This is a genomic window from Hungatella sp. L36 (genome assembly GCF_014288035.1).
Genome location: NZ_JACOPC010000011.1, coordinates 1 through 23,931, shown reverse-complemented (window position 1 = coordinate 23,931; position 23,931 = coordinate 1). Strand labels below are relative to the sequence as shown.

The 23,931-nt window shown below is 46.2% G+C and carries 23 protein-coding genes and 1 other annotated feature; of the genes, 13 read left to right on the top strand and 10 right to left on the bottom strand.

What is annotated here, in order from left to right:
* Positions 1-71: 71 nt before the first annotated feature.
* Positions 72-860 (bottom strand): nucleoside phosphorylase, encoded by a 789-nt coding sequence (locus H8S80_RS22490; protein ID WP_117632354.1) that lies wholly within the window; start codon positions 858-860, stop codon positions 72-74.
* Complete coding sequence (locus H8S80_RS22485) at positions 841-1,455, bottom strand: TetR/AcrR family transcriptional regulator (RefSeq protein WP_117632355.1); 615 nt, start codon at positions 1,453-1,455, stop codon at positions 841-843. Before H8S80_RS22485 ends, H8S80_RS22490 begins: the two co-directional genes overlap by 20 nt.
* A 258-nt stretch (positions 1,456-1,713) precedes the next feature.
* Positions 1,714-1,966, top strand: a binding site (T-box leader).
* Positions 1,967-2,027: 61 nt separating this feature from the next.
* Between H8S80_RS22485 and H8S80_RS22480 the strand changes: the two genes are divergently transcribed.
* The gene (locus tag H8S80_RS22480; protein ID WP_002602869.1) at positions 2,028-3,734 is read left to right on the top strand and encodes a proline--tRNA ligase; all 1,707 of its coding nucleotides are present in this window, start codon (positions 2,028-2,030) and stop codon (positions 3,732-3,734) included.
* 114 nt (positions 3,735-3,848) lie between these two features.
* Complete coding sequence (locus tag H8S80_RS22475; protein WP_002602870.1) at positions 3,849-4,376, top strand: GNAT family N-acetyltransferase; 528 nt, start codon at positions 3,849-3,851, stop codon at positions 4,374-4,376.
* Here the strand turns inward: H8S80_RS22475 and H8S80_RS22470 are convergent.
* Positions 4,373-4,699, bottom strand: coding sequence for a hypothetical protein (locus H8S80_RS22470; RefSeq protein ID WP_117632356.1), 327 nt, complete (start codon positions 4,697-4,699; stop codon positions 4,373-4,375). The genes H8S80_RS22475 and H8S80_RS22470 overlap by 4 nt on opposite strands.
* Positions 4,700-4,733: 34 nt before the next feature.
* Here H8S80_RS22470 and H8S80_RS22465 point away from each other — a divergent pair, with 34 nt between their 5' ends.
* From H8S80_RS22465 to H8S80_RS22455, 3 genes are all read left to right on the top strand, one after another.
* Positions 4,734-5,090, top strand: a complete 357-nt coding sequence (locus H8S80_RS22465; protein WP_147338551.1) for a hypothetical protein — start codon at positions 4,734-4,736, stop codon at positions 5,088-5,090.
* Between the two features lie 66 nt (positions 5,091-5,156).
* A complete protein-coding gene (locus H8S80_RS22460; RefSeq protein WP_243010361.1) occupies positions 5,157-5,849 on the top strand; it encodes an RNA polymerase sigma factor in 693 nt (230 codons plus the stop codon).
* A complete protein-coding gene (locus H8S80_RS22455) occupies positions 5,842-6,471 on the top strand; it encodes a DUF4367 domain-containing protein (protein WP_181987964.1) in 630 nt (209 codons plus the stop codon). Before H8S80_RS22460 ends, H8S80_RS22455 begins: the two co-directional genes overlap by 8 nt.
* A 76-nt stretch (positions 6,472-6,547) precedes the next feature.
* Here the strand turns inward: H8S80_RS22455 and H8S80_RS22450 are convergent, their stop codons facing one another.
* The 3 genes from H8S80_RS22450 to H8S80_RS22440 all read right to left on the bottom strand — a co-directional run bounded on the left by H8S80_RS22450 (position 6,548) and on the right by H8S80_RS22440 (position 12,045).
* Positions 6,548-8,545 carry an FUSC family protein gene (locus tag H8S80_RS22450; protein WP_117632359.1) on the bottom strand — a complete coding sequence of 666 codons (1,998 nt, stop codon included), beginning with the start codon at positions 8,543-8,545 and terminating at the stop codon, positions 6,548-6,550.
* Between the two features lie 166 nt (positions 8,546-8,711).
* Positions 8,712-10,301: a helix-turn-helix domain-containing protein gene (locus H8S80_RS22445; RefSeq protein WP_117632360.1), complete on the bottom strand. Its 1,590-nt coding sequence runs from the start codon at positions 10,299-10,301 to the stop codon at positions 8,712-8,714.
* A complete protein-coding gene (locus tag H8S80_RS22440; RefSeq protein WP_117632361.1) occupies positions 10,276-12,045 on the bottom strand; it encodes a cache domain-containing sensor histidine kinase in 1,770 nt (589 codons plus the stop codon). The genes H8S80_RS22445 and H8S80_RS22440 overlap by 26 nt, the downstream gene beginning before the upstream one ends.
* A gap of 171 nt (positions 12,046-12,216) precedes the next feature.
* On the opposite strand from H8S80_RS22440, the gene H8S80_RS22435 reads away from it, so the two are divergent.
* Genes H8S80_RS22435 through H8S80_RS22420 form a run of 4 tightly spaced genes read left to right on the top strand, consistent with a single transcriptional unit; the run spans position 12,217 to position 17,207 of the window.
* Entirely contained in the window at positions 12,217-13,152 is a 936-nt protein-coding gene (locus tag H8S80_RS22435) for an ABC transporter permease (RefSeq protein WP_243007924.1), read from the top strand.
* A gap of 16 nt (positions 13,153-13,168) precedes the next feature.
* Complete coding sequence (locus tag H8S80_RS22430) at positions 13,169-14,047, top strand: carbohydrate ABC transporter permease (protein WP_117623402.1); 879 nt, start codon at positions 13,169-13,171, stop codon at positions 14,045-14,047.
* Positions 14,048-14,070: 23 nt separating this feature from the next.
* Positions 14,071-15,693, top strand: coding sequence for an extracellular solute-binding protein (locus H8S80_RS22425; protein ID WP_181987965.1), 1,623 nt, complete (start codon positions 14,071-14,073; stop codon positions 15,691-15,693).
* 2 nt (positions 15,694-15,695) lie between these two features.
* Positions 15,696-17,207 carry a sulfatase family protein gene (locus tag H8S80_RS22420; RefSeq protein ID WP_117632363.1) on the top strand — a complete coding sequence of 504 codons (1,512 nt, stop codon included), beginning with the start codon at positions 15,696-15,698 and terminating at the stop codon, positions 17,205-17,207.
* Between the two features lie 364 nt (positions 17,208-17,571).
* On the opposite strand, the gene H8S80_RS22415 is transcribed toward H8S80_RS22420, so the two are convergent.
* From H8S80_RS22415 to H8S80_RS22400, 4 genes are read right to left on the bottom strand one after another with little or no spacing between them, the layout of a single operon-like run.
* Positions 17,572-17,799: a hypothetical protein gene (locus H8S80_RS22415; RefSeq protein ID WP_117632364.1), complete on the bottom strand. Its 228-nt coding sequence runs from the start codon at positions 17,797-17,799 to the stop codon at positions 17,572-17,574.
* On the bottom strand, positions 17,800-18,510 hold the full coding sequence (locus H8S80_RS22410) for an ABC transporter permease (protein ID WP_002602878.1): 711 nt from the start codon (positions 18,508-18,510) through the stop codon (positions 17,800-17,802). It lies immediately after the preceding gene.
* Complete coding sequence (locus H8S80_RS22405; RefSeq protein ID WP_002602879.1) at positions 18,494-19,237, bottom strand: ABC transporter ATP-binding protein; 744 nt, start codon at positions 19,235-19,237, stop codon at positions 18,494-18,496. The genes H8S80_RS22410 and H8S80_RS22405 overlap by 17 nt, the downstream gene beginning before the upstream one ends.
* Entirely contained in the window at positions 19,230-19,895 is a 666-nt protein-coding gene (locus H8S80_RS22400) for a TetR/AcrR family transcriptional regulator (RefSeq protein WP_117632365.1), read from the bottom strand. Before H8S80_RS22400 ends, H8S80_RS22405 begins: the two co-directional genes overlap by 8 nt.
* A 394-nt stretch (positions 19,896-20,289) precedes the next feature.
* Here H8S80_RS22400 and H8S80_RS22395 point away from each other — a divergent pair, with 394 nt between their 5' ends.
* The 4 genes from H8S80_RS22395 to H8S80_RS22380 form a co-directional block, all read left to right on the top strand.
* On the top strand, positions 20,290-21,036 hold the full coding sequence (locus H8S80_RS22395) for a polyphosphate polymerase domain-containing protein (protein WP_117632366.1): 747 nt from the start codon (positions 20,290-20,292) through the stop codon (positions 21,034-21,036).
* On the top strand, positions 21,029-21,706 hold the full coding sequence (locus H8S80_RS22390) for a DUF4956 domain-containing protein (RefSeq protein ID WP_117632367.1): 678 nt from the start codon (positions 21,029-21,031) through the stop codon (positions 21,704-21,706). The genes H8S80_RS22395 and H8S80_RS22390 overlap by 8 nt, the downstream gene beginning before the upstream one ends.
* A gap of 71 nt (positions 21,707-21,777) precedes the next feature.
* Entirely contained in the window at positions 21,778-23,679 is a 1,902-nt protein-coding gene (locus H8S80_RS22385; protein WP_117632368.1) for a carbohydrate-binding domain-containing protein, read from the top strand.
* A gap of 55 nt (positions 23,680-23,734) precedes the next feature.
* Positions 23,735-23,931, top strand: a 197-nt coding sequence (locus H8S80_RS22380) for a transposase (RefSeq protein ID WP_187049053.1), incomplete at its 3' end; no start/stop codon positions are given.

Sequence of the window (23,931 nt, the reverse complement as noted above, 5' to 3'; positions counted from 1 at the left end):
AACCTTATTTCCCATTTCAGATAAATAGAAAATTCTAAAAATAATTTTTCTCTGTCCTAAACCTCACACCATCATTTTACCATATCACCATCCCGATAAAGTGCCAATCCGCACTCTAGAGCCAGCATAAAATATTTCTCAGCACTATCTACTCCATAGTCGGTCAAATCTCTTTGTTCCCATTCCCCATGATCCAGGCTGTCTGCACTATAAAAAAACTGAACAAACGGAATATGCCTGTATTTCGCAGCGGCCAATAAAGCAGAGTATTCCATATCAACGGCGATACAGCCAGCTTCTTTGCGCTCCGTAATTGTGTTCAAGGTTTCCCGGTAGATACCATCCGTTGTCCATATTTTGCCCGCAGTATAAGGGCAGCCACACCTTTCCAGACATTCTGTTAAACGTTTCGTTATTTCCTGGTCCGGGGCAATTTCTTCGCTCGGCGCTAAATAATGGTAACTCGTTCCTTCATCTCGTACTGCCCCGGTAGGGACGATTAAATTGTGCTGGACAGTATCGTCATCCAATACACCGCAGCAGCCGAAGAAAACAAACTTTTTTGCCCCGGAAGCAATTACTTCTTCAAAACAGCTCACACTGGCAGGGGCACCGACTAATGAAAGGTAGAATGCAAACTCCTTTCCTCCATACGTAATTTTATAGACTGGATTTTCTCCATTTGCAGTAATTAAATTAGTAATTACTTCAGCATTGCTTTGAGTAGAAACTCTATCTATAATTCGCTTTGAAAATGTAGATATACAGACTTCCGGGAAATTTTCGACCGGCTTTACCGTATCAGTCGGATTTAAAATAGCACGATCCATTGTACGATTACTATAAAATACTGTTTTCATATGGTATCTCCTCACTTTCTGGTAATAATAAAAGCTTTATTTGCTCAATAATTCTTTTTGGAATATTTGTATCAATATCCATCATGACACCATACATTCTTACTCCCTGGTAGGAAAATACAATCAAATCAAAGATTGCCTCCGGGTTTACCGTCTTAAATTCCTTTCGTTTCATACCGTACTGGATAAAGTCAACCCACATTTTTTTCGAATCGAGATATTGCTGAGTAATGGAATTATCACTTTTGGATATATTCGGATTGCTGAAGAATTCATAGATTGCAATACTTAAAGAGGAACTTTGGTCTAACATTTCTTTTTCGTATCTCGTTAAAACATCACAAAGAATTTCTGCTGCTGATGTACCTTTCTGCATTTTTTCGGAAAATTCGTTTTGCTGATTTCCCATAAGAAAATTTACAATTTCAAGAAAAATTTGTTCGGTACTTTCATAATGGCGATACAGTCCCCCGCGGCTAAGTCCTGTTTTTTCGCAAATATCTTTCATAGTCACATCTTTGTAGCCTTTTTCAGTAAAAAGTTTAAATGCCTCCATACAGATAAGCTGTCTGGTTTGATCTCCCTTAATTCCCATTTTCGGTATTCTCCTTTGCGACATGCATGTCTCTTTTTGTATTATGCGACATATGTGTCGCTTTGTCAATGAGAATTTGTTTTAAATATAAGAAGCAATTAACAGTTTGCCGCTTTTAAAATAGTAATCATACGATTCTAAATAGCAATGACATATCCTGAATAACAATCCGGAATACTTTCATTTCGTACAAAACATAAAACGCCATCAGGTCTTGACACCTCCCTTCATTTGTGCTATTGTGCATATAATCAAATACAAAAAGCGATGATAAGAAATAGTAGGTATTCCGGACTTTACAGAGAGAAAGCGGTTGGTGCAAGCTTTCATTGAAGGAGTAGCGAACCGGTCTTTGAGCTGTGGGCTGAACGGAACGTAGATTTCCCAGTAGGTTTCGCCGGATTCTCCCGTCACAGAGAAAGAGTATCAGGCAGTCTGCCCCGTACTCGCGAGCGCGGATTTATTCCGAATTTAGGTGGTACCACGGACTTTTGTACAGTTCGCCCTAAGCTGATGAGCGTCAGCTTGGGGCGTTTTTTAGTTTGTGGAAAATGAAAAAGGGAGGAAATCATATGAAACTGGAAAAACTTGTAGGGGATCGTTTTAAAGAACGTCCCGCGGACTGTGTCGTGGACAGCCATGCGCTGATGGTCCGCGGCGGCTATATGAAGTATGTGGCAAATGGTATTTATTCGTCGTATACGCCTTTAAAGAGGATTACTCGTAAGATTGAACAGATTATGCGGGAGGAAATGGACGCAATCGATGGGCAGGAGGTACAGTTTCCTGTTGTGATGCCGGCCTCCTTATGGCAGGAGTCCGGCCGGTATGAGAGCATTGGAAAAGAACTGCTCCGGTTTGCCGACCGGGGCGGCAGCCCTCTGGTTCTCGGTATGACCCACGAGGAGGCGGCGGTTCAGCTTGTGAGGGAATATGGACAGAGCTATTTGAAATATCCTTTTATGATCTATCAGATTCAGACAAAATTTCGTGATGAGGCGCGTCCGAGGGCGGGACTGATCCGGGTCCGCGAGTTTACAATGAAGGACGCCTACTCGTTCCACACAAGCCAGGAGGATTTAGAAGCGTATTATGACAGGTGTTATAAGGCCTATGAGCGGATTTATAAGAGGGTGGGAGTTCCTGAGGTCATATCCGTGGCATCGGATTCCGGCATGATGGGCGGCAGCATTTCCCATGAATTTATGCTTTTGACTCCCATCGGAGAGGACTCCATCGCGATCTGCGGGGAGTGCGGATACCGGGCCAATATGGAAGCGGCGGAAACCATTGTGCGCAGTGCCAGGGATGAAATTTCAGATGAACTGACGCTGGTTCATACGCCGGATATACACACGATTGAGGATATCTGTCATTTCCTTGAAACCGGGAAGGAACACTCCTGTAAGGCAGTGGTTTACCAGCGGAATTCTGACGACAGGTATATTGTCCTGTTTATTCGGGGCGATCTGGAAGTAAATGAAACAAAGCTGACCAATTATCTGGGTTATGAGATTCACCCGGCAGTCATCACTGAGGAAAGCGGCCTGACGGCTGGATATATTGGTCCGTACAACTTAAAGGGGGATTTTACGGTTCTGTTTGACCGTTCGCTGGAAGGGGCAAATAATTTATCCTGTGGCGCCAATATCTGTGAATACCACTATACCGGGCTGGATATGAAACGGGATGCGGGCAGCGCAGAATACCATGACTTTGCGAAGATCACCGAAGGCGGAAGCTGTCCTCACTGCGGGAAGGCGGCAATTAAGATTTCACGCGGTATTGAGGTCGGAAATATTTTTCAGTTAGGTACAAAGTATACAAAAGCCATGGATATGACGTATGTGGCAAAGGACGGAAGTATGCAGTATCCGGTGATGGGATGCTACGGGATCGGTGTGGGCCGGCTTGCTGCCGCTGTATGTGAGGCGCACCATGATGAATTTGGACCGATTTGGCCAAAGGAAATTGCACCGTGGCAGATTCATTTATGTGCTGTCCGGCCGGACCATGAAGAAGTCAGAGCGTATGCGGACCGCCTGTATGAGGAATTGCAGAGCAGGGGCGTGGAGGTGATCTATGACGACCGCCAGGTAAGCGCCGGCATCATGTTTTCCGATGCGGATCTGCTGGGAGTTCCGCTGCGAGTCATTGTCAGCCCGAGGAACCTGAAACAGAATATTCTGGAGGTGGCTTCCAGGGATAAGCGCTTTTCAGAGAAAATAGCAATGGAGCATGCGGTGGAAACGTTACTGCAGCTCGTAAATGATCGCTAAAAGGCCTGGTGACTAATCAATACGCTGATAGAGATAGTAAAAAGGGCCTGCGTGTGTTAAAATGAGCGAAACGGTGAAAGGGCTTTATATGGAAGCCCAGGGGAGGAAAATAAGATGAAAACACCTGTATTAGAGACGGAAAGGCTGCTTTTGCGGCCATTTTGCGAAGCAGATGCACAGCGGGTCTTCGATTGCTGGGAAAGCGATCCGGATGTGGCGCGGTATATGTTTTGGAGCAGTCATAATGATGTTGAGAAGACCAGACAGTGGACTGCCTTCGAAGTCTCTCAGATACCATCGGATCAGTGGTACCGCTGGGCCGTGGTGCTTAAAGCGACTGGGGACCTGATCGGAACCGGACTTGTTTATTACGAAGAGGAATACCATTTATTTGAAATAGGTTATAATTTCGGGAAAGAATACTGGGGACATGGATTTGCGACAGAAACGATGGAAGCAATTGTGGATTTTGCAAAGAATGTCCTGAAGGTAAAGGAGCTGGTGGGCAGGTACGCAAAGGAGAATCCGGCGTCGGGCCGTGTGATGGATAAGCTGGGATTCCGGTATTTCAGAGAGATTCCTTATGAGGCGAACGAAGGAAAACACCGTTACAATGGGGTAGAGTGTAGGCTGAAGTTCTAAAAGGATATAAAATCATGAAAAAATATTTGTCCGCTGCAACATTTTATCAGGCTCATCTGTATAGAAGACAGAACGGCTAAGAAAGCTGTTAAAATTCCAAAAACAGAAAGGATAAATATTATGAAAAAAATGATGACTCTAATTATTTGTGCAGTGGTGGCGCTGTCAATCACTGCCTGCGCTTCCAGCGGTACCGCTGCAAAGACTCCAATAACAGAGACAACTGCTATAACAGAGGCAACTGCTATAACAGAGACAACTGCTATAACAGAAATAACTGCTATACCAAAATCAACAACTCCGGCGAATACCAATCCTGACACAATGATTGCCAATCCTTTCGTGGATTGCCAGACTATGGAGACTGCCGCCGAGGTGGCTGGATTTGAGTTTCGCACGCCGGAACAGGTGGAAGGCATCTCAGAAAAAAAGATACAGGCTGTGGATCAGGAGATGATCCAGGTTATCTATTCAGCGGATGAAAATCAGATTTTGATCCGTAAGGCACCGGGAACAAGGAATATAAGTGGGGATTATAACAACTATCAGAAAGAAGAAACCATCACGGTGGATGAAAGGCAGGTGACTTTAAAAGGAAACGATGGCGTCATCTCTCTCGCCACCTGGTCTGCAAACGATTACTCTTACTCCATTTATGTGAGCGCGGGCATGGCTCAGGACAGTATCGTAAGTCTGGTACAGGCGATTCATTAAAATAAGACTGCACAGGCAATGGCGGGAACATTTCCGGCATTGCCTGTCTTTGTGGGAGAGACAGTGATGGAAGTATGTATTTATTTGAAGAGGGGATGGAAGGACTGTATGATCTCTTTCCTCCGTAATATATGCAGCTATAAACAATCCCGGCGGCGTATCTTGTTTGCCAATGAAGCAAAGGCTGCTTTCGGGGAGTTTGCCAATAAAACAAAGGCTGCTTCCGGGGAGTTTGCCAATAAAGCAAAGGCTGTTTCCGGGGGAAATGCCGCTAACCGGGAAGCGGTCAATATGCAGGCGGCCAGAGTACTCGATGAATATGGAAACAGTATCTTGCGTCTGGCTTATTCCTATCTGCATAATATGAGCGATGCCGAGGACATCTTACAGGAGACGTTGATTCAGTTTTTAAAGACGGGCCCCTTACTGGAAAATACCTCGCACGAAAAGGCATGGCTGCTTAAAGTTGCTGCTAATTTAAGTAAGAACCGTATTGAATACAACCGGATCAGGCAGACGGATGAATTGGAAGAAACACTGGCCGCAGACTGCAGAGAGGATTTGTCCTTTGTATGGGAGGCGGTGAAAGCGCTGCCTGACAAATACCGTGAGGTCATACACCTGTTTCACTATGAAGGATATTCTACGGCACAGATAGGAAAAATGCTCAATAGAAAAGAAGCAACCGTTCGGTCGGATTTGCGGCGGGGAAGGCAGAAATTAAAGGATATTTTGAAGGAGGCATATGATTTTGGGTAAATACAAAGAACTTATCGAAAGAATAGAAGTAACCGATGATATGCGCTGCCGTATCCTTGATCATATCAGCAGAGAACCGATAGAGAGACCGGTAAGGATACTTCCGTTGGCCGGCCTCAGAAGGTACATGGCCGTTGCAGCCTGTTTTGTCGTCCTGGCAGCAGGCGCAGTTATGATTCCTGCGGTTCTGCATCATAATCCGTCATCGCCGGATCAAGGCGTGCTTACGGCGCCGGTGTTGTTAAATGCCGCTTCCGCAATGGAACTGTCAGAAATGGTGGGATTCGGCGTTGCTGATATCCCGTCCCTTATGTCTGCATCGGACAAAACCACTTATATGGCATTGGGAAAGGAACTGGCCGAAATAAAATACAACTCCGACAGCCAGACCGTCACATTTAGAAAGTCCGCTAAAATGGATGATAATTCAGGTGATTACAATAGTTACAGTACAGTGAAGGTGATTACCGTAAATATGGATTCCGTCACGTTGAAGGGAAATGACGGTAATTATAATCTCGCGGTCTGGTCAAAGGGAGAGTACTCTTATTCCCTGCATTTTACAGAAACGGTGACGGAAGAAGCAGTTAAACAGATCGTAGAGGAGATAGACGCAAGATGACGTTCGGGGCGGAGATATTATTTTAACCTGGTGATAGACTCCATCACTGCAGGTATCATCACCGCCCTTCACTGCCTCACCCGTTATGACTGCAGACACAACGATACATCTCAGACAATTGTTTGGAATACTGTTCCATCAACACAGATAACCGGGGTTCCCCTTCCATCGTCCGTTTATAGATGATCTCCGGGGATACGGTGCGATTCCTGTCAGCTTTCATATGAAGCATCTCCTGGATTTCGCTTAAAATACAGGCGGTAAAGGCCAGATAGTCTTCCATCTGTGCAGAATTAACCGCACTGGCTTTTCGGTTGTTGATTAAGAAAAGCATTTGTTCCGCCTCGGATATCATGTGCCAGGAAATCCATAGAAGTTTTTTGATAAAGGCCGAATCCTCATTTCCCGCCTTTTTCAAATACTGGATAATCTGGTCGTGAATCAGATGGTAATGGATCTGGACATCGCAGATGACGCCATAATCCAGAGGCGCGGTCAGGCTGCTCTCCAGCAGGCGAAGGTAAACGTGGTGTGTGTGGAACAGCTGATACAGGTTGTAGCGGTACTGTCCCTTCTGGTGCGTAGGAAATACAAAACGGTTTACGAGAAGTACCAGCACCATCGCAGCGACGACATATAGGATACGGAGTTCAGCGGCCAGCATCTGTGGGAGTGCCAGCGTGGTAAGGGTCAGGGCAAAGCAGGTGGAGAACAGGGCCTGCTGCCAGGTTCCGGCCGTTTCCATATAAAGCCCTGTCGCCATAACGGTCGCCAGTACAAAATGCCAGCCGGTTCCATGGAACAGCGGGAGGAGAAACTGCAGGATAAGACAGCCTGCCAGTGTGCCGATAAAGCGGGTCTTGATGCGGGTGGCGCTTTCCTCATACATGGGGCGGAGCAGCAGGAAGGCGTTCAGCACGAGCCAGTAACCATGATTTGCCTGGCTGACCATGCTGTAAGTAAAGCCAACGGTCAAAACTACGCTGAGACGAAGCGCAAAACGCGTCTCAAATGCATCCGCTTTTATCTGGCCAAACAGTTTCCTAAAGGGGCGGCGGTAGCTGGGGAGTCTCCAACAGGGAGGACTCTGTTTTTCACCTGTCTGTCGAATGTTTTCCAGGATCAGCAGGAAGAGACGGAGAAAATTCTGAACAAAAATGCAGGGGATTTCATCGCGTTCCTCCGCTTCGGCCAGAAGCTTATTTCCTGTGCTGACCAGTTCTTTCCGTTCGAAACCGCCGTTTCCCGCGGACTCCATATATTGGGCCAGGCGTTCCAACAAGTCATGGCAGGTCTGGTCAGAGAGCGTAGCTGCCTGGTACGGATTTGTCAGAAAATACACGGCACGCTGAAACAGCAGCGCAAACATATACTGAATTTTCCCCTGGGGGCTTACCACATAGGTGAGGCCCCTGCTTTTGTAGGCTTCTCCGTAAAGTCCCTGGAGGATTGGAAAGATGGTATCCATCTGTCCGGAAGCCAGACTGCCGGAGGGGTCTGTTTGTTCTGCGGTGGGGGACATCTGCTCAATCTGAGCGCGCAGCGCGGCCGCCAGGAGCAGGAGTCCCTTTTTGGCAGCAGCAAAATGGTCATTCTTCCTATTCTGAAGCGAACACAAGAACAGTATGATGGTCAGAACCGCCAGACCGTAGGCCAGCGCCCCCATCTGCATGGCCAGTCCATCCCATCCGACCGGCCGCAGCTGAAGAAAGACAAAGCACATGGCATTCGCAAAATATCCCAGCGGATTAAACTGCGAGGTCTGGAGAAAAACCAGCAGAAAGGGAACGGTCAGATTGAGAAGAATGCAGAGCGCAACGCTGAGGGAGGCAAAAAAGCTGAGAAGAGCCATCAAAAACTGCGTCCCCACAAGCACGATCAGCTGCCGGACTGTTAGATATTTCCGATAATTGACCTTGAACAGGATTGTAACCACCGATACGAGGATTGAATAGGAAATGCCGAATAATAGGATCGTAGAGTAAAATAAAAAAAGGAAAAAAAGAATAATTGGCAGGGCGGCCGCGAATTTGGAGCGGAAAGCTGCCAATACTGATTTTGTTTTGTTTTTCATGGGTGAAGTCATCTCCTTTAAGGAGATATTATAACTCTAATGGGGACGGCTGTCATCTTTTTTGTGAAGAGGGCATGAACCTGCCCTATATCAGAAGGATACTGTACTGCAGAACGGACGTTAAACAGTTTGCCTGATTAGCGTCCGTTCTGTGGCTTCATAAGTATTAGTCAGTGGAAGTATCCGGTGGTTTTTCCCGATACTGCACTGGAGTAACCCCCATATATGTTTTAAAAACAGTCAAAAAATAATTATAACTCTGAAATCCGGACTCTTCGGCTATCTTTTTAAGGGAATCATTGGACTGCCGGAGGAGGTGTGCGGCGATTCTGACCCGGTATGCGTTTAAATATTTCGTAAAAGGGAGGCCAAGCGCGTCTTTGAATGCCCTGGAAAAGTAGACCTCCGACACTCCGCAGTGGCGGCTGATATCCGACAGAGAGAGATCCAGATAATAGTTTTGATAGATGTAATTCAGCGCCTTCTGGATCAGCGGCGGGTATTGGGAGACCGAGGCGGACGCAAGCCGTTCCAGGCCCTGGCGGTAATAAAGGAGAAACTGTTTTTTCAGCGTCTCAATATCCAGGATATTGTTGACAGCCGGCGGCGGTACCGTGATGGTCTCACGATCCTGGGAGGCCGTTCGGAGAGCCAGCTGCATGATCTCCGTCAGACGCAGGACGAGGCGCTGAAGTCCAAGAAGAGAGACGTGCGTCTGTCCGACTGTATCAAAAATATGAGTGACGATTTCAGTCACTTTTTTTTCGTTCAGGTGAAGAAGAGATTCTGACAGCTCATTTTCCTCCTGCAGGGAGAGCAGCAGGACGGAATTACCTTCCTTTTCTGCAGGACGTTCCGAATCGCTGTTAAAAGGCTTTACCTGAAGACGATGGTGAATTTTCAGGTAGTAGGGGCGCAAATGTTCCACGGAGTCGAAGACGGGCATGGACTCGGCAAAAGTATGGATAGAGAGATAACGCCGCAGGTTGTTTTTCAACAGGCTGATATCCTGGGAGGCCGTCTGAAGGATGGCAGCTTCGCTGGTGAGATCCGGAAAGGACAGCAGGACCAGGAATTCACCGTAGTTGATATGTGTGATAATTCCCCTCTGAAGCGAGGTGAAAAATGTATCACAAAAGTGGAGAACTGTATTGACAACCTTCTGATGGCGTTCATCCGGTATGCTCTGATAAATACTGGAGAAATTGGTGATCTGCAGGCAAGCCGCAACGTGCCGCCGGCCGCAGAGCAGCGGATCGGAGGCGAAAAAGTGACGGTTTTCATCCGGAATATCATAATTTAAGACGAGATTCCGGAGGTATTGCTGTTTTGACAGCTGGCACATCTGGTCCCACTGCTTCTGATGAAGCTGCTGTTTATCAATATAAAGCCGTATTTCGGACAATTTCGTTTCGAGAAGAGTCCGGGACAGCTCATGCTTTAGGAGGTAATCGTAAGCCCCGGCCTGGAGAATCGGTTTTACGTACTCGAAATTATCGTAATTGCTTATGACAAGGATTGTAATGGGAAGCTGATGTTTGCTGATAAACCTGGCGACCTCTAATCCGCTCGCCCCGGGCATCTCCATATCGAGGATCACGATGTCGATGGAATCGCCATGAGCGTTCAGATATTCGATGGCGCCTGTTCCGTCCAGCAACTGCCCGCAGACATGGATGAATTCGAGGTCTGCCAGAAAGGTCTGCATCTTATTTAAAGAAAGTATGTCGTCATCGACGAGAAGCGTCTGAAGCATGCGGGTCCTCCTTTACAGGATAGCTCAAAGAAATTCGGGTGAAGCTCTGTCCGTCGCTGTCGATGGAAAATGTGCAGCGGTTCCCATACTGGAGGCGAAGGCGTTCGATACAGGACCGTATTCCGATATTTGAATAGTCTTCCTCCGTTTGACAGGACAGATTAAGGATCTGTTCGATCTGATCGTTTTTGATTCCGGAACCATTGTCTTCAATGATGATATGGAGCTGTTCTTCTTCCAGATAGGCGTAGAGAAAGATGATTCCATCCTCTTCGAAATTGCGGAAACCATGCTTCATGCAGTTCTCAATAAATGGCTGCAGCAGAAGCTTTAAAACAGGCAGTTCCATGAGGGGGGCGGCAACGTCACACTGAAGCGTAAGGTTCTGGAAATTATTATATTTTTTAATGGAAATATAGTCTTTGATAAAACCGATTTCCTGGCGCAGCGTGACGAAATTTTCCGTATTTTTGGAGACGAGTTTCAACATTCTTGTGAATGCCAGAGATACCTCCTCGATATTTTTAACGCCCTGAAGGCTGGCCAGCTGTGTAATGGTATTCAGAGCATTGTAAATCATATGGGGATTCAGCTGCTGCTGCAGCGTCTGCAGTTCAAGCCGGCGCTGTTTTTCTGCGTTTGCCTGAATTTCCTCCAGCATCTTGTCAATTTCATTTTCCAGATACACAATCCCGTCTGATATTTCCTTCAGTTCGTCGTTATTCTTATGGTGAAAGACACTCTTCTCCCTGGTGGTGATAAAACGGAGCAGCTCATTCTTAATCAGGAGGATCTTTCTGGAGAGCGATTTGGATATGATTCTGGAAAATGCGATGGTCTGCATGAAAACCAGAATCAGGATAATGACAAACAAAACTCTTATATTTCCGGAATCTTTGTAAATATACGTGTGCGGAACCAGCACATAGGTATGGTAGTTTGTCAAAAGGGAACTGGCGTGCGCCATCTCATAGCGTTCATTTTCCAGAATTACCGTCGTTCCCTGGGCGGAGAGGAGATGCTCCATAATTTCCGGTTTACTGAGGAGGTGAACCGCATTGGTGTAGATCAGTTCGTTATTGGGGTTAGCGATGAATACCTGATAGTTGTTTCCATCATAATCTCCCAGAATGGAATGAAGCAGCTCCGGGCTGATATCCACAAGAATGACAGCGAGTATTTCCCCTTCCTCCTTTAATACACGGCCGTAGGTCAGCGCCTTCTCACTGTCGGTACTGTATAGATTCCGCTCCGTGTAGTAGGTGCCGGGGGAGGCCTGCTTCACGCTCTCGCAGAGCGGACTGTGAAAGCTTTGGAGCCGGTTGACATTGGAGCCGTTGGTGTATATGCGGTTATAGCGGTCGATGATCGTGTAGGAACAGGCAAATTCGCCGTAATTCGAGATGGACTTCAGGAAATTTTCAATCAGGACATGCTTCTTATGCCCTTCGACCGTGATTTCATCGTAATCCTCCTTCAAATAACTGCGAATATCTTCATTGGAAAAAATGTGGGTAATATTCTGTTCAATGTCAGTGGTCAGGGAATCCAGGGCCTGATTGATGGTGGAAATTCTGCTGTATGTAAAGGTGAGTTCCTTCGAACGCATGGTGCGGAACCAGAATGGATATGTGGTGAGGCTGATGAGTAAAACGGGAACAATCCCATTGAATAGAAAGATCAGAACAAGCCGGGCATTAAAATGGGATTTAAAGTAATGGATTAATTTCGGGTGTTTTTCCAACTTCTGTGCCTCCTGATTGAGTATACTCGAATTATACTATCAGGTAAATTCACTTACAATAAAAGATTAAAAATTTGTAGTAACTGGTAAAAAATACAAAGCTTTCCGCCGGATGAGAGTCAGTATAATAAACTCATGAACAAGGTCACAGGACAGAAAGGAAAATGAATTGTGAAAAACAGTATAAGCAGGATTGAACAAAAACGAAGATTCATGAAAAACTTCCGGGCAACGAAAACACTGTATTTGTTTGTAATACCCGGGCTGGTGTATTACGCATTATTTAAATACTGGCCGATCTACGGGTCGCAGATTGCATTCCGGGATTACTCTCCATTCCTGGGATTTACGAAAAGCCCGTGGGTGGGACTTGAAAATTTCGAGAGATTTTTCCGGTCTCCGGATTTTTTCCTGATACTCAAAAATACATTGCTGATCAATGTGACGAACCTGATCCTGGGATTTCCTTTTCCGATTATACTCGCCATTCTGCTGAACCAGGTCAGAAACAAAGCATTTAAAAAGCTGGTTCAGACTGCGACGTATGCACCGTATTTTATCTCCGTTGTCGTTCTCGTCGGTATGATGTACACCATGCTTTCTCCGTACAGCGGTGTGGTAAATGCGGTAATCCGCTTTTTTGGCGGAGACCCTGTCCATTTCATGGGAAAACCCGGAATGTATGTCATGATCTACGTCTTATCGGGGATCTGGCAGACGTGCGGGTGGTCTGCAATTGTCTACATAGCGGCGCTGGCATCGGTTTCCCCTGATCTGCATGAGTCGGCAATCGTCGATGGGGCCGGAAGATTACAGAGAATCTGGCATATCGATCTGCCGGGAATCATGCCGACGATCATTACCATGCTGATTCTGACTGCGGGTCAGCTTTTAACGATCGGCTTTGAAAAATCGTACTTAATGCAGAATTCCATGAATCTGGGGGTATCGGAGGTCATATCGACGTATACCTACAAGCGGGGACTGGTAGATGGTGATTTCAGTTACGCGTCTGCAGTCGAGATGATGCAGTCCGTGGTGAATTTCGTGATTCTGATTTCAGTCAATAAATTCAGTAAAAGGTTCAGTGATACTTCTTTATGGTAGAATGGGGGATATGTGAATGAAAGCGGGAAAAAAAGACAGAGTCTTCGAAATTGTTACGACGGTGCTGCTGGTCATGATCTTGATCGTTGCGTTATATCCACTGTATTTCAGCCTGATTGCCTCCATCAGCAGCCCGAGAGCGGTTTATCAGGGAAGGGTTTTGTTTCTGCCGGCGGATGTCACCCTGGATGGCTACCGGAAGATATTTGCAGATGAATCGATATGGACAGGCTTTGGCAACGGTCTGCTCTATACGATAGTCGGAACCCTGTTAAATGTGGTATTTACCATTCCGCTCGCCTATGCGCTCTCCAGAAAAGAGTTTCCGTTTGGCGGCGTATTCATGAAAATAATGGTCTTTACCATGTACTTTTACGGAGGTATCATTCCGCTGTATTTCGTGGTAAAGCAGATGGGGATGCTGGACAGCATCTGGTCAATCGTTCTGCCGACGCTGATCAGCACTTACAATATGATAATCGCCAGGTCTTACTTTATGGGAAGTATACCGGAAGAACTGAAGGAAGCAGCATTTTTAGACGGATGCGGATACGTGGGATTCTTCTTTCGCGTGGCTCTGCCTCTGTCGAAATCGCTGATTGCAGTCATGGTACTTTTTTATGCGGCGAAGCAGTGGAATTCCTATTTCGAGCCCATGATCTATTTGAGCTCCGAAAGCCGTTTTCCGCTGCAGCTGGTGCTTCGGACCATTCTGATCGACAGCCAGAATTCACTGGCCTCGGCGGATGCATCTACGGTGGCGGATATGCAGCAGCTGGTTGATTTGCTGAAATATGGCTGCGTTGTCGTATCGAGTATTCCAATGCTGGTATTTTATCCCTTTGTTCAGAAGCATTTCGTAAAAGGCGTGATGCTGGGGGCGGTAAAGGGATGAGGATAAATGAAAGGAGAAGCAGAATGAAAAAAAGAAGATTTGCAGCACTGTGTACAGCAGCTGCCGTAGTGGCAGGCTGTGTGGCATGCGGAGGGACAGCACAGCCCAAGGGGCAGGACAGCAGTCAGGCCGATGCGGGGGAAAAAGGGAAAGAGAAAATCAAGGTGACCTTTATCAAGAATGAGTGGCACGGTGACCCGAATGACATGGAAATCTATAAGATTCTGGAGGAAAAGACCGGAGTCGAGGTGGAATGGCAGGTTTACTCGGCGGCGACATGGGAGGATAAGAAGAATCTGATCTTATCCAGCGGGGATCTTCCGGATGTCTTTTACATGAATGCCGTCAATGTCAACGATGTAACGAAATACGCTCCTCAGGGAATGTTTCTGGATCTGACGGATTACATCGAGGAATACTGCCCGAATCTCAAGAAAGCATTTGAGGAAATGCCGGAATATAAGAATATCTGTATCAATCCGGATGACGGAAAAATCTACAGCATCGGGCGAGCGGTGGAGAGAGAGGTAATGTATACGTCAGGCCTGCTCTACATCAACAAGAAGTGGCTGGATCAGCTGGGACTCCCTGTCCCGAAGACCGTTGATGAGTATTATGATGCACTGAAGGCATTTAAAGAAAATGATATGAACGGCAATGGCGACAAGGGGGATGAGATTCCATTCGTTTTCCATTATAATTCGTCCGTGCCGGATACTGCATACAGCTACCATCAGCTGTTTGGCTCTTTTGGATATGTGGATCCGGTTTTGACAGTGGGCGCCCATTTCATAGAAGATGAGAACGGTGAGATTGTCTATACGGCAGAACAGGAGGAGTACAAGGATGCAATCCAGTATTACCACAAGTTTGTGAAAGAGGGGCTGTGGGATTCTGAAGGCTTCACCACACCGGACACCTCAGTCATGAATGCCAAGGGAAATAACGATCCGGAAATTGTAGGCTCTTTTATGGCATATGATTCCACATTTGTCGTTCCTGAAAAATACAAAGAAGATTATGTGATTGTTGAGCCTCTGGAAGGTCCGACAGGCAAGCGAATCTGGCAGAACAGCGCCAACAGCAACGGCAATGTCAATGGAACCCAATTCGTTATGACTGCATCGGCAAAGGGCAAGGAAGAGGCAATTATGAAATGGCTGGACGCCCATTTTGAACCGGAAATTTCGGCACAGCTGTTTTTAGGGCCGATTGGGACCACCCTGGAGAAGACAGACAGCGGAATGCTGGATTATGTACCTACTCCTGACGGGATGTCCTACAGTGAATTCCGGTATAAGAATGCCCCTGTACACGTACCCTGTAAGATTGCTTCCGAGGATTGGGGAAAGCTGGTCCAGGTCATGGATGAAGATATCAATAAGCTGCAGATCGCCAAAGAGCACTACGCTCCGTATGCCACGCAGTCCTCTCTGTTCCTGCTGCCGAATAAGGAGGAGAGTAAGTACTTTACCACGACGGCAAAGGATATCGACGACTATGTCAACAAGATGCAGGTAAAATGGCTGACGGAAGGCGGGATTGAAGCAGAATGGGATACCTATTTAGAGCAGCTGAATAAGCTGGGGATCGATAAATACAAAGAAACGGTAAAGGGGATACGGGAAAGGATGGCGAAGCAGTAGACGTGGACAGCGGAAAGAGAAAAAGTAATTTCCTGATATTTATGACAGACCAGCAGCTGGGGACGACCCAACAGAGCAAGGGACCGGCGTACATGCCGAATCTGGAGCGGCTAAAGCGCCATGGTGTGACTTTTCAGGAGGCGTATTGTCCCTCTCCCCACTGCTGTCCCAGCCGTGCCAGCTTCTTTTCCGGGTTGTATCCCTCAGAGCACGGCATATGGAACAATATTGATCTGGCGGATGCATTTTCCCACGGTTTAAATGACGGGATTAAGCTGTTTTCAGAAGATTTGAAGGAAGCGGGATATCAGATGTATTTCAGTGGGAAATGGCATGTCAGCGCGGAAGAAGGGCCGGGCGATCGAGGATTTGGTCCCTGGATCTATCCGCCGCAGGAGGGCCGGTATAAGCCATGGAAGAGGACTCCCTTTATGGGAGACTGGGATTGGCTTTTAGAGGAAGACGACATTGCTATAGAAGAAGGGCGCAGAGAAGGGGAAATCTCCAGAATTGGATTTCCCCAGTACAGCCAGTACGGTGTGACGGAAAATCCCTTCGGTGACGGTGATGTTGTATCCTGTGCAGAAGGCTGGCTGGAGAATGTGAGCAAAGATGAACCATTCTGTATGTATGTCGGAACACTGGGGCCTCACGACCCGTACTTTGTCCCACAGCAGTATCTGGATCTCTATTCGGATGAATCCATAGTGCTCCCGGAGTCCTGGAAGGACCGGATGCTCGATAAACCAAATCTCTACAGAAGGACGAGAGAGCGGTTTGACCAACTCGGCGAGGCGGAACAGAAACGTTCCCTGAAGCATTACCTGGCCTTCTGCTCCTATGAGGATGCGCTGTTCGGAAGGCTTCTCGACGTGCTGGAGCGGAGAGAGCTTCTTGAAGATACGGTGATCCTATACGTATCGGATCACGGAGATTATGCCGGCGCCCATGGATTATGGACGAAAGGCCTTCCGTGTTTTAAGGAGGCGTACCACATCTGTTCTGTCATGGGGTATGGCGGTATTAAGGCGGAAGGGGGTGTGGTCAGCCATAGAGTGTCACTTCTGGATTATGCGCCGACATTTTTAGAACTGGCCGGGATATTGGAGGTGGATGATATGGAAGTGAAACGGCGGTTTTCAGGCCATTCCTTAAAGCCATTTCTGGAGGGGAACATTCCAGAAAAATGGCGCTCGGAGACCTATACACAGAGCAATGGAAACGAGTGCTATGGAATTCAGAGGAGTATTTTTACAGACGAATATCATTTCGTTTTTAATGGATTTGATTTCGATGAACTGTATGATTTGAAAAAAGACCCGGACTGCATGAAAAATGTGATAGAGGAACATGAGTATGAGGCGGTTATCTATGATCTATACAAGAAATTGTGGAAATTTGCATATCTGCATCGGGACGCTTTGGGAGATCCATATATTACGACCGCGCTGGCACGGTATGGCCCTGGGATAATCAGGGGAGTGAAACGGGAAAAGAAAAAGAAGAGAGAATAGGAATAGTAACGGAAAATGAAATACTGCCGGAAACTTTTGGAAGCATATGTTACTGTATGTAAAAGTTTCTGACAGTATTTTTTGATGTGATAATAAGATAGTGGCTTTCGTTTTGCTTAAAAATATATAATTTGTATTGAAATAAGGCGACCGTAATCCCACTGGCTTTAGACAGTGGGGTAGATCGCCAAAAGTGTATTTTAGTGGTATACAGTTGACATGGAAACATGGAGATGCAGGAGTTAGAGTTACATAAGGAGGGAGGCGGTCATGCATGGTGGTTGGAAGAATGTATATGATTTGAGGGAACCTCTATTGACATTTCAGGGAGATACTATTCGGAAAAATACGCTAAAGAGCATAATTACATTTGCATAAGTCCGCTTATGACAGCTACAACACCGAGAACAAGAGAAATCAGCCCAATGTTTACGGCACCTTTTTTCTTATTCGAGCCTCTGTCTTTACTCTTAAATAGCAGAATAGCGCCCAATATGATGAGCACAATACCAAAGCCAACACTAAAAACATATAGCCCGGACGATAAGCTTTCAAGACCACTGTCTATTGCGCCCTCAATTTTCTGTTCCATTTATTCAACCTCCATTCTGTTCACCTGTTTCATTAAAAGTATTGAAACTATAAATGCAATAGACAGGATTACTATTGCAAACAAATACATTACTGCTTTATTCGCTGTGGCATTTACAACGATATTGCACAGGAGAGAAGCAATTAAAACGGCTGATACAATCGTTGTGGGCACTGATTTTTTTATAAATCCAATGCCGGCTGATATAATGCCTATGCTGGCAGCGATGAAGGACATGATAAGCGTAATTTCAATCGCCTGCGCTAGAATAAAAAGTGTAAAACTTTCATTTACAAGGTGTATAAATTGTTCAGTTAGACCAAATATAAGGAATATAGCAATGTTACTGACAGTCATTGATATTACGGTAAAAAGACATACAATACCAAGCTTTGATAACAGAATTTTTTTTCGGCTTACGGGGTAAGAGAAAAGTAAAATTATGCGTTTTCCGGTGTAATCTTCAATGATGAATTTTGAATACATGACTGCCGATAATACACAAAACACGGCCATATTCAAAACACCAAACAGCGGAATAAGATTATGGTAGCCCGAAAAAATAGCCATATCTTTATCGTTAGGCTCCAGCATAGGCGCATATGCAAAAAGGTACAGGAAGCCCAACATTGTAAATGCAATGGCAAGAGAGGCTGCCACATAAGTACGAATTTTGTTTTTTTGCAGTTCCAACTCAAATAGTATTTTCATTTTCTTTCCTCCCGGTCATGATATCCATGAAATAATCCTCAAGGCCAGAGGGGGACTCTGATTTCAGTTCAGCCATGGAAACCTCTCTTACGATGGTTCCGTCTTTAATTATTCCAATGGTGTCGGCTATGTGTTCAATTTCCGTCAGAATGTGACTGGAAATGAGCAGGGTCATGTTTTGCTCTTTTACAAGCGCTATGAAAAAATCCCGCATTTCCCTAATTCCCATAGGGTCAAGTCCGTTAATAGGCTCATCTAAAATTAGTAGTTCAGGTTTATGGATGATAGCCCTTGCAATCGCCAGCCGCTGCCGCATACCCAAAGAAAATTTTGAAACAGGCTGTACGCCTGTATTACTCAGCCCGACCTTTGATAGAACAGCGTCAATATCCCCCGGCTTCTTTTTCATGTAGGCAAGATGGATTCCCAAATTCCCGGCCGCTGATAAGTGTTCATAAAATATGGGGGTTTCAATGATTGTTCCAATTTTGGATAAGATAATATCGCGTTCAGAAACAATGTCTTTTCCTAAAACCTGCGCGTTACCCATTGTCGGTGTAAGCAGCCCGGATATTATTTTAAAAAGCGTCGTTTTCCCAGCCCCATTTGGCCCCAAAAGGCCGTAAATTGTTCCGCGCTCAACGTTCATATTGCAATTTTTAACGGCTTCATTTCCAGGGAAAACCTTTGTCAGTTTTTTCGTTTGTACAGCTAAGGATTTATTCATTGAAATGGACTTCCTCCGTGTATAGCTTTTGCAACAGGTCTAAAGTTCTTTCGAGAAGCGTATCGCTCAATACATCTATGCCGATAGATTTCATCAGGTGCTGTAAAAATCTTAATCGAAGTGATAATTTCCGGGTATCACAACGAAAGACAGCAGGATCGCACCATACGTTCATCAGTAAAAGAAAAACTTCGGCACACTCATCGGGAAAATCTGTAACGATCGAACCATCGGTTATACCTTGCTGAATTATGTTTGAGATGAGGGCGGCATCTTGATTGACACAGGTCTGCATATAGGACAAGACAAATTCTGCGCTTTTCATACGGCCACTCATTACTTCATCTAAATAATGAGCGTCCTGGCAGTCAAGGTTTTTTTCTAAAATGGCAGCTAGTTGTTCTTTTCCTGTAAGAGCGCCTGTTTCAGACAACCAGCTTTCAAGCATGGATTTAGTAGTCTGTGTTTGGTTTTCAGTGACTGCGCTGATAATTTCATCTTTTGACTTAAAGTGATGATAAATAGCTCCTTTTGATATACCGGCTGCTTCCGCTATATCCTGAATACTTGTTTTATCAAATCCCTTTTCTAAAAACAACTTTGCGGAAACCGTTAATATGTTTTCAATGGTTGCCTGTGAATTATATTTTTTCGGCATAGGATGCTCCTTTTAATAAAAACCGGACGTTCGGTTTTTATTTATTATATACCACATTATCTGTTTTGTCAAATTTATTTGGCGTGTTGATAAACCAATGATTTTCACACAGCTTCTGGAGCCAGCCTGGTTCCATGTAATCAATCAGGCTATCAATATTGATTTTGTTGTCGTGACCTCCTGCATTTCTCTTTTTCCCTTCCGATACTCGGCATAGAGGGCTTTTTCGTTCTATGCTTCACAGAAAAGTCACCAGATTCCACCTGTCCTTTCAGCTTACTTTCAGCTTTTCATGCTAGGATAAAAACACCTTAAGGAAACAAATAACAGGTCATTACGCATTTTATTGAATACACAAATAGTGATTGTACAGAGAAAAGGAGGCAGGACCGACATGGCACAGGAAATTTTTGAACGTTATGAAAAGAAATATCTGCTGACAGAAGCACAGTACCTCGGTCTGAAACGGGTGTTTGAGGACAGGATGGCAGCCGATGCATATGGAGTACATACCATTTCCAATATTTATTTTGACACAAAGGATTTTGAACTGATCAGAACGTCCCTGGCTGGGCCTGTATACAAAGAAAAGCTTCGTCTGCGGGCTTATGGGGCGGTGAACGAAAAGAGTACGGTATTTCTGGAAATGAAGAAGAAATACAGCGGTGTGGTATATAAAAGACGTGTACCAATGGAACTTGTGTCTGCCGTTTTGTATTTAAATAACGGGATTCTTCCAGAGTCGGAAAATCAGATTTTCCGGGAAATACAGTACATGAAACAGAGGTATCATCTGGAACCGGCGGCATATGTGGCTTATGACCGCTTGGCGTGTTACTGTAAAACCGATGAAGAACTGCGGGTAACCTTTGACTGGAATATACGATGCAGAAACGAAGCGTTAGATCTGCGGGCCGGGGCATATGGGACTTCCCTGCTTGATGCAGGCTGTGTCCTGATGGAAGTAAAGATACCGGGAGCGATGCCGGTCTGGATGAGCCGGGCATTTTCGGAGCTTTCTATCTATCCCGTGTCATTCTCGAAGTATGGGCGTTACTACAGGGAGTATCTGCTGAGAGAGGAAGGGGCGGAACCCGAATACAAACAAAACACTATAAAAGGAGGGCGTGTCTGTGCTTAACAGTATTTTGACGGAAACAGTCAGCTCTGGGATTACATTGCCGCAGCTGGTTATATGTACCTTGACTTCACTGGGACTTGGGCTTGCTCTGGCATTCCTTCATACATATAGAAATACAAGTTCAAGAAATTTTGTGATGACGTTAGCGATTCTCCCGGCTGTGGTACAGGCGGTGATTATGCTGGTCAACGGAAATCTGGGAACAGGTGTCGCGGTAATGGGCGCGTTCGGGCTGGTGCGTTTCCGGTCTGCGCCGGGAAATGCCAGAGAAATTGGAAGCGTGTTTCTTGCCATGGCCATCGGCCTGGCGACAGGAATGGGGTATCTGGGAATCGCTGTTCTACTGCTTATCATAATCGGAGCGGCAATTTTAGTTTTGGCGGCGGTTCCTCTTGGCAGCCAGTCATTTGCGCAGAAAGAACTGAAAGTCACCATACCGGAAAATCTGGATTATGCCGGAATTTTCGATGACTTATTCGAAAAGTATACGAAGCGTGCGGTGCTCATGAAGGTACGCACAACAAATATGGGAAGTCTTTATGAGCTCTGCTACCGGATCGAATTGAAAAAGGAAGAGGAGGAGAAGGCGATGCTCGACGATATTCGGTGCAGAAATGGAAATCTGACGATTGTGTGCGGCCGGATAGCAGAGAACAGAGAGGAATTGTAAATGAGAAATATACATTTGAGGCTCCATTTTTTTACAGGGACTGATTTTACAAGAGTGAAAGGAGAGATGGGATGAATCAATTATTGAGACGCGGTCTGTTTCTCGTTATGGCGGGAGCGATTCTGATGACCGGATGCCAGAGCAAAAACGGAGATCAGGCCTTCGAAGATACTGAGGCAGAAGGCAATGGAAGCGCCGTAGGAGCAGAAACCGTGATAACCGGAAAGGGAGATTCTGTCTCAGTGACCGGAACGGGAGCCGCGGTAGATCAGCGTGTCGTGACGATTACGGCGGCGGGAACGTACCGGCTCAGCGGAGAGATTACAGACGGCCAGATTGCAGTAAATGCAGGCAAGGAGGACGAGATCCGCCTGATTCTGGATGGCTTTACAATATCCAATGCCAGCTCGTCCGCTGTCTATGGAATAAAAAGCGGCAGTATCACAATTACCACGGAAGAGGGAACAGATAATTATATTTCCGATGGAACCCAGTACCAGTATGAGGAAGAAGGCGCCGATGAACCGGATGCAGCCGTATTCAGCAAGGACGATATCATTCTGGAGGGCAGCGGGACGCTGACGGTCACAGGAAATTACGGTTGTGGGATCCGAAGCAAGGACGATCTGACAGTGAAGTCGGGAACGTACGTGATTGACGCGGTTCAGGACGCCATGAAGGGAAAAGATTCAGTAGAAATAGAAGGAGGCACGTTTACCTTAAATGCTGGGGAAGACGGCATTCAGGCCAGCAATGACGAGGAAGAGGACAAGGGATATGTGAAGATTTCCGATGGTACGTTTTCCATTACGGCGGCCGCCAAGGGAATTAAGGCGGAGACGCTCCTGGAGGTAACAGGAGGTACCATTGACATTGATTCGGAGGATGACGCAGTCCACTGCAATGGTGACGTGAACATTATCGGAGGAACGTTTACGATTGCTACTGGAGACGATGGAATCCATGCGGATAATCAGGTGGTGATCGACGATGGAACAATTACGATTATAGAGAGTTATGAGGGGATCGAAGGGCTGATGATTGATATCAATGGCGGCGTGATCGACGTTACCTCGGAAGATGACGGGTTAAACGCGGCCGGCGGAAATGACGGTTCTGGAAATGACGGCTCCGGAAATGACGGCTCCGGTAATCTGGAGTCCGGCATGGAAGGAAGGCCGGGAGGCCCAGGCGGCACTTTTGGTTCAACGGAAGGCGCCTATATCAAAATTACCGGAGGTGAGATAAAGGTCAGCGCCTCTGGAGACGGCATTGACTCGAACGGTGATTTCTATATGGAAGGCGGTACCGTGATCGTAGAGGGCCCGACAGACAATGGAAACGGGACGCTGGATTACGATGGAACCGGAACGATCAGCGGAGGAACATTTATGGGAACCGGCAGTTCCGGGATGCTGCAGTCATTTTCCAGTGACTCCACTCAAAATGTGATTGTCGTGTATTTTGCTGATACGAAAACAGCCGGCACAGAGTGGACGCTTACGAGCGGTGATGAAACGGTAATGCTGTCAGGGAATCCGGATAAGGAGTATTCTTCTCTGATTATAAGTTCTCCGGAATTAAAGGACGGGGAGACGTATCAGCTGGCTGCGGGAGAAGAATCTATGGAAATCACTGTCTCGGGAATCATTACCCAGTCCGGCACACGGTCCGGAATGGAGGGCGGACCGGGATCTGGAATGGAGGGCGGACCGGGATCCGGAATGGACGACTTTAAGAACAATGGCCCTCGTAATCGTGGATCCGGTGATAATGCTCCAGAGAAAGGCGGAGAAAGTGGCTTAACAGATAATCCTCAGCAGGGAGGCGGCATGCGTGGGAATCGCGGCGCTGACGGCAGCGGAGGAGGGGAACCGGGAGAAGAACCGCGTCCGGGGACGCCTCAGTCCGACGGGGAACAACGGGAAGGTGCGGAACCAGCTCAGGAATCGGCTCAGGACGCGGAGAGCTGAAGTAATAATTGAAAATTTTACCGCACAATTCATGCACATATGGTATAATTGATTTATGGAAAAAGTATATGAAATATCAGAGAAAACAAAATTAACATATGGTCGTGGATATGTATATTCTTTACAGTACCATCTTATCTGGTGTACCAAATATCGGAAGAAGGTATTAACAGATGGAATCGATATTCAATGTAAGGAGATGCTGACAGAACTGGCGGACCAGTATTCTTTTCAGATCCTGGCGATGGAGGT